Annotated in this window: 6 protein-coding genes; 1 reads left to right on the top strand and 5 read right to left on the bottom strand. The window is 58.8% G+C overall.

The features are described from left to right. The first annotated feature begins 451 nt into the window (after positions 1 to 451). Positions 452 to 655, top strand: coding sequence for a hypothetical protein (locus Q9S52_RS10430; protein ID WP_297623875.1), 204 nt, complete (start codon positions 452 to 454; stop codon positions 653 to 655). A gap of 157 nt (positions 656 to 812) precedes the next feature. Here Q9S52_RS10430 and Q9S52_RS10425 read toward each other — a convergent pair whose 3' ends face one another. The 5 genes from Q9S52_RS10425 to Q9S52_RS10405 all read right to left on the bottom strand — a co-directional run bounded on the left by Q9S52_RS10425 (position 813) and on the right by Q9S52_RS10405 (position 3,877). After that, complete coding sequence (locus Q9S52_RS10425) at positions 813 to 959, bottom strand: hypothetical protein (RefSeq protein ID WP_300729162.1); 147 nt, start codon at positions 957 to 959, stop codon at positions 813 to 815. Between the two features lie 208 nt (positions 960 to 1,167). Continuing rightward, complete coding sequence (gene pyk / locus Q9S52_RS10420; protein ID WP_297623869.1) at positions 1,168 to 2,601, bottom strand: pyruvate kinase; 1,434 nt, start codon at positions 2,599 to 2,601, stop codon at positions 1,168 to 1,170. 109 nt (positions 2,602 to 2,710) lie between these two features. Then, on the bottom strand, positions 2,711 to 2,833 hold the full coding sequence (locus Q9S52_RS10415) for a hypothetical protein (protein WP_297623866.1): 123 nt from the start codon (positions 2,831 to 2,833) through the stop codon (positions 2,711 to 2,713). A 175-nt stretch (positions 2,834 to 3,008) separates the two neighbouring features. After that, the gene (locus tag Q9S52_RS10410) at positions 3,009 to 3,161 is read right to left on the bottom strand and encodes a hypothetical protein (RefSeq protein ID WP_294594800.1); all 153 of its coding nucleotides are present in this window, start codon (positions 3,159 to 3,161) and stop codon (positions 3,009 to 3,011) included. A gap of 518 nt (positions 3,162 to 3,679) precedes the next feature. Further along, positions 3,680 to 3,877 (bottom strand): hypothetical protein, encoded by a 198-nt coding sequence (locus tag Q9S52_RS10405; protein WP_304709064.1) that lies wholly within the window; start codon positions 3,875 to 3,877, stop codon positions 3,680 to 3,682. Positions 3,878 to 4,948 lie beyond the last annotated feature (1,071 nt).

Below are 4,948 nucleotides of genomic sequence, written 5' to 3'. Positions count from 1 at the left end.
TATTCTGCCGGTTGGCACTCGGCCAATCCGGCAAGAATTGCCGCGGGCGACGTTTGGGAGTAGATACGCTTATCTTTCGAGTGCCGAGCGGCACCGGCGGAGCGACAGCGGAGCCGCAGTGAGGTCGACACGGGGCGGTGCTTGGGGCCGAGCTTTTGCGGCTCTTTGAGCTGCGCGGGCCGCAGCCTTCCGCCGCAGAGACCCGCAACTAACGTTGCTGTGGGCCCCGCAGGCTTCGACCGCTTGAACTGAGAGCGAATAGCGCGGTTCGTAGAACCGCCGGGCTTGCGCGCTGGGCCTTCGGCCCATCCCCGGAGCGCACAGCCCGAACCCGAAAGACAGGACAGTAAGTTAGGCTGAATGCTTGCGATTCGTAAAACCGCAGGAGTCAAAGCACAAATAAGAAAAGAGTAGAGCGGCCTATCCTTTAGGTAGAGACGTCCCGGTTCGAATGCCGAGCCGCCCCGCCCCGGGCTGCCGCTATCATGATACGGGTGCACTGGATCAAGCCGGTTATGGAGGAATTCTCTGGGCAGCTTCGACTGTTAGCAACAGCACTTATGCCTGGCGTTTGTTGTTCGGTGCGACGGGCATGCATCCTTCGTATGCGAGCAATCGTGGTGACGGTTTTCAGTTGCGTTGCCTCTCGGAATAAACGGACTGCGAATGCTTGCGATTCAAAGAATCGCGCGGGCCGGACGCCTGCCCCCGGGCGGCCCGCAACACGCCGCTTGCGCGTCGAGAGTTGTCGTACCTCCCGGGCGTCCGACCCGCTTGTTCATATGAAAATGCCGCGGCCGCCTCTGCCCCGTTTATTCCGAGAGGCAACGCAACGGAATAGCCCCGGCACGGTAATTCAAGTGGCTGGGCTGAATCGCATTCATTACAAAACGTAAATAGACCCCATTCGTCCCGTTAGGCGAAGCCGACCAGACCGAACCCTCGTTACCCGTGCTCATTACTCCCCCTAATCGCCCATTGTTGCCCGCATCGCGAAAGCCCGGGGCGGGGCTGCTCATTCCTCAGTAGGATGGATGCTTTCGGAGACTTCGAGTTGCAGCACGGTGAATTCCTTGTCAGCCTGGACAATAGCCCCCCAAAAAGCGAGAAGGCGCCCGGTGGAATTTCCACAAGGCACCTTCTATAGAGCCACTTCCCCTCCCCTCCCTACTCCGTCATCGCCCTGTTGAGCAGATGAATCACCTTGCTGATCTCCATAAACGACGCCCCCTTCGCCGCCCCGAACGAGCCCCCGACCACCACCACCAAATCCTCATTCGCAATCTTCCCCGCCCGTTCCAGAATCAGGAGCATCTGATAACTGAACCGATCATGCGCAATCGCCGGCTCCGCATACGCCGCATGCACCCCGTACGAAAGCGCCAGCTCCCTCATCACATGCTTCCTGTAACAAAGCGCATAGACCGGTTTTTCGCCCCTGAACGCCGCCAGATAACGCCCCGTCCGCCCCGACAACGTATCGATCAGCACCGCCTTGACCGGCAGATTCGTACACGCCCTGACCGCCGACCTCGCCAACTGCGCCGTAATCTCGTTATTGATCCTCACCATATTGACATCGATAATCGGCTCCACCTCCTGCTCGATCGCCAGCGCGATTTTCGTCATCGCCTTGACCGCCTCCACCGGATACTTTCCGTTCGCCGTCTCACCGCTCAACATGATGGCATCCACCCGTTGGAAAATCGCATTCGCCACATCGCTCACCTCCGCCCTCGTCGGCCTCGGATTATTGATCATCGAATGCAGCATCTGCGTCGCGATAATGACCGGTTTTTTACTTTCGATACACTTTTGGACAAGATTTTTCTGAACGATCGGAATCTGTTCCGCATGCAATTCGACCCCCAAATCCCCCCGCGCCACCATCACCGCATACGTATGATCCAGAATTTCGTCGATATGATCCACCCCCTCCTGGTTTTCGATCTTCGATATGATCTTGATCGTACTGTGCTCCGCATCCAGAATGCGTTGAATTTCAATCAAATCCTCCTTATTTCGGACGAACGAATGAGCGATGAAATCGAGATTCATCCTCACCGCCCAGTGAATATACTCGACATCCCGTTCCGTCAGCGCCGGCAGATGGAGATGCACCGCCGGAATATTGACACTTTTCCGTCCCTTGATCACCCCGCTGTTCCTGACCCTCGCAATCAGCGCCCCGTCGATTTTGTCCGTCACCTCCAGCGCGATATCCCCGTCATCAATCAGGACATCCACCCCGACCGGCACCTCGTCGAATATATCCTTATCATTCAGAAAGATACAATCCCTCGACGAGAGCTGTTCGTTATCGTCCGTTCCGCGCAGCGCGATCTGTTCCCCCTCCTCCACCTCCACCCCCTCGTCCGCCATCCGGGTAGTCCGAATCTCCGGCCCTTTGGTATCGACCAGTATGGCGATTTTTTCCGAGACCGCCCTTACGTTATTGACAATTTCCGTCGCCCCATCGAACGACGTATGCGCCGAGTTTATCCGAACGACATTCATCCCTTCGGCATACAGAGCGCGTATAAACTCGACTTCGCAATGCCTGTCCGAAATCGTAGCTACTATCTTGGTTTTCTTTTCCATCTTCTTGTTGGTAGTGTATCGGTTCTATTCTTTTAGGCTCTATTGTCTTTAGCAAGAGGCATCACCTCAGTCCAGGGTCAGCCGCTTTTCGGGTGCCGCTCGTCCCCGTTTATTCCGAGAGGCAACGCAACTGGAAACCGTAGACCCGGATATGTTCGCAACTGGCTTGAACATCGTCAGTGACAGCACGTAATCCGTAACCGTTCGTATCGTAGTCCGAAGCAGACCACATAGATCCTTCCCGGCCGACAGCGCCCAGCGCGCCCGAATTATGACTGCGAACGCCCGGGGCGGGGCTTATGCAGTCCGCCGCCAGCAGTGAGCACAACGAGCCCCGTCGAGTTGCAGTCGCCGCAGGGGGTGGCGGCAAACTGCGCGCCCCTGCGGGTCGCAGAGTTTCGCCCCGTTTATTCCGAGAGGCAGCGCAACTGATACCCGTTGTCGCGACTGCCCGAGGTACTGGATGCGAGATATTGCGTGTCAAATCCCATGCACATGCTACCGATCTCACCATCTTCTGAGGTGGCCGACCTGCTGAATCCGCCGTTGCCGACGCCCATCAAAGCGCCATTGGATTTTTCGCGGAAGCCCGGGGCGGGCCCACCGGGCGTTTTACTGGCAGCCTCGCCCCCCGTTTATTCCGAGAGGCAACGCAACTGAAAACCGAAACCACGACCGTTCGCGGTGCCGGGGTTGAGCCATGTCATGCGGAAATCCAAGTGTATACCCAGATTGCCACTGACCCTGGAAGACCAGCTGTAACCATTGTTGCTAACCCCATACAGCGCACCCGTATCCCGCTTGCGATAGCCCGGGGCGGAGCCCGCAGGACGTTTTACTGGTAGCCTCGGCCCCGTTTATTCCGAGAGGCAACGCAACTGAAGACCGAAGGAGCGGTAGTACGCGCTGCTGGGATCGAGGTAGGTCACGTAGAAACTCAAGTGCATACCATCGGTACCGCAGGACGTGGACGACCAACTGCACCCGTTGTTGCCGACGCCCCACAACGCGCCCCCGCCGACGCCGCGGTGGCCCGGGGCATGCCCACAGGGCGTTTACTGGCAGCCTCGGTTCCTGTTTATTCCGAGAGGCAACGCAACGGAAACCCATAGGAACGGCGGTACGCATAGCTGGCTTGAACTGCATCCATCACGAAACGCAGCCATATGCTGTTCGTCTCATCGCTCGAAGCCGACCAGACGGAACCCTCGTCGCCGACGCTGTACAATACGCCTGTATGACGGTTGCGCAAGCCCGGGGCGGTGCCGCTCGGCACTCGAACCGGCTTTTCTCTGCCCCAATGGCCGCCTCTACCCCAAATTGAAGCCAAGACGGGTTATCTTTTGAGTACCGAACGGCCCGGGCTTCCGCAACGCCCACTCCGGCACGACCGGGCTTAATGGGAACCGGGGATACAGTTGGTCGTCTTCAGTGGACGATGCCAACGGTTTCCGTTTGTATTTCAGCGCGACGTGGACGACCAACGATGCAAACTATCGTTCCTACGGTTTTCAGTTGCGCTGCCTCTCGGAATAAACAGGCCGCGGGCCCGCGGTGGGCAATGGGCTGGAACTACCCTACTAACAACCGGCAGCCTCTACCCTATTTGTACGTTGCGGTTCGCAGAACCGCCCGGGCCGGAGCCACCCCCGGCGTAGGCCTGCAACTTCGCAAAGCTCGTTTCCGGCCACGCTGGCTCCGACCCTTAATATTCACTCTCGACTAAAGTGGGCCGGACGCCCGGGAGGAACAGCAACTCTCGACGCGTAAGCGGCGTGTTGCGGGCCTCCCGTGGGGAGGCGTCCGGCCCGAGCGACCCAAAGGGTCGCAAAAGCAACACCCCCATTCACCCCTTGACCAACAACAGCAGTCGCCGCCAGCGGAGAGCAGCAACGAGCCCCGACGAGTTGCAGCCCGCCGCGTGGGGTGGCGGCGAACTGCGCGGCTCAAAGAGCCGCAAAAGCTCGGCCCATTTCTGGGCACGACAACACCCCATTCACCGCCCCCGTTTTGCGAGGTTCGTCCTCGGGCCCGCCTACGGCGTTCGCTACGCTCCGAGGACGGCGACCTAAAGGTCGCACAAGCACCGCCCAAAGTCCCCCTCTCATTTTATTATCACATTCTGTCGAGTTCGGCCTGTCGCCCATCTCTCCGAGCAGCAAAGCCGGCGACCCCAAAGGGTCGCAAGAGCATAGCTCATTCATCCCTGGGCGCGCCCCCCGGCGCCCGCCTACGGCGTTCGCTATGCTCCGAGGACGGCGATTCCTCTCGGAATCGCGCTATTCACTCTCATCCGAGAGTAAAGCCCTAAGCCCGGCCACCAACCTCGCCCCAATTCTGTCGGGTT

Source organism: uncultured Rikenella sp., assembly GCF_948810725.1.
GTDB lineage: Bacteria > Bacteroidota > Bacteroidia > Bacteroidales > Rikenellaceae > Rikenella.
This window is presented reverse-complemented; position numbering and strand designations above follow the sequence as displayed.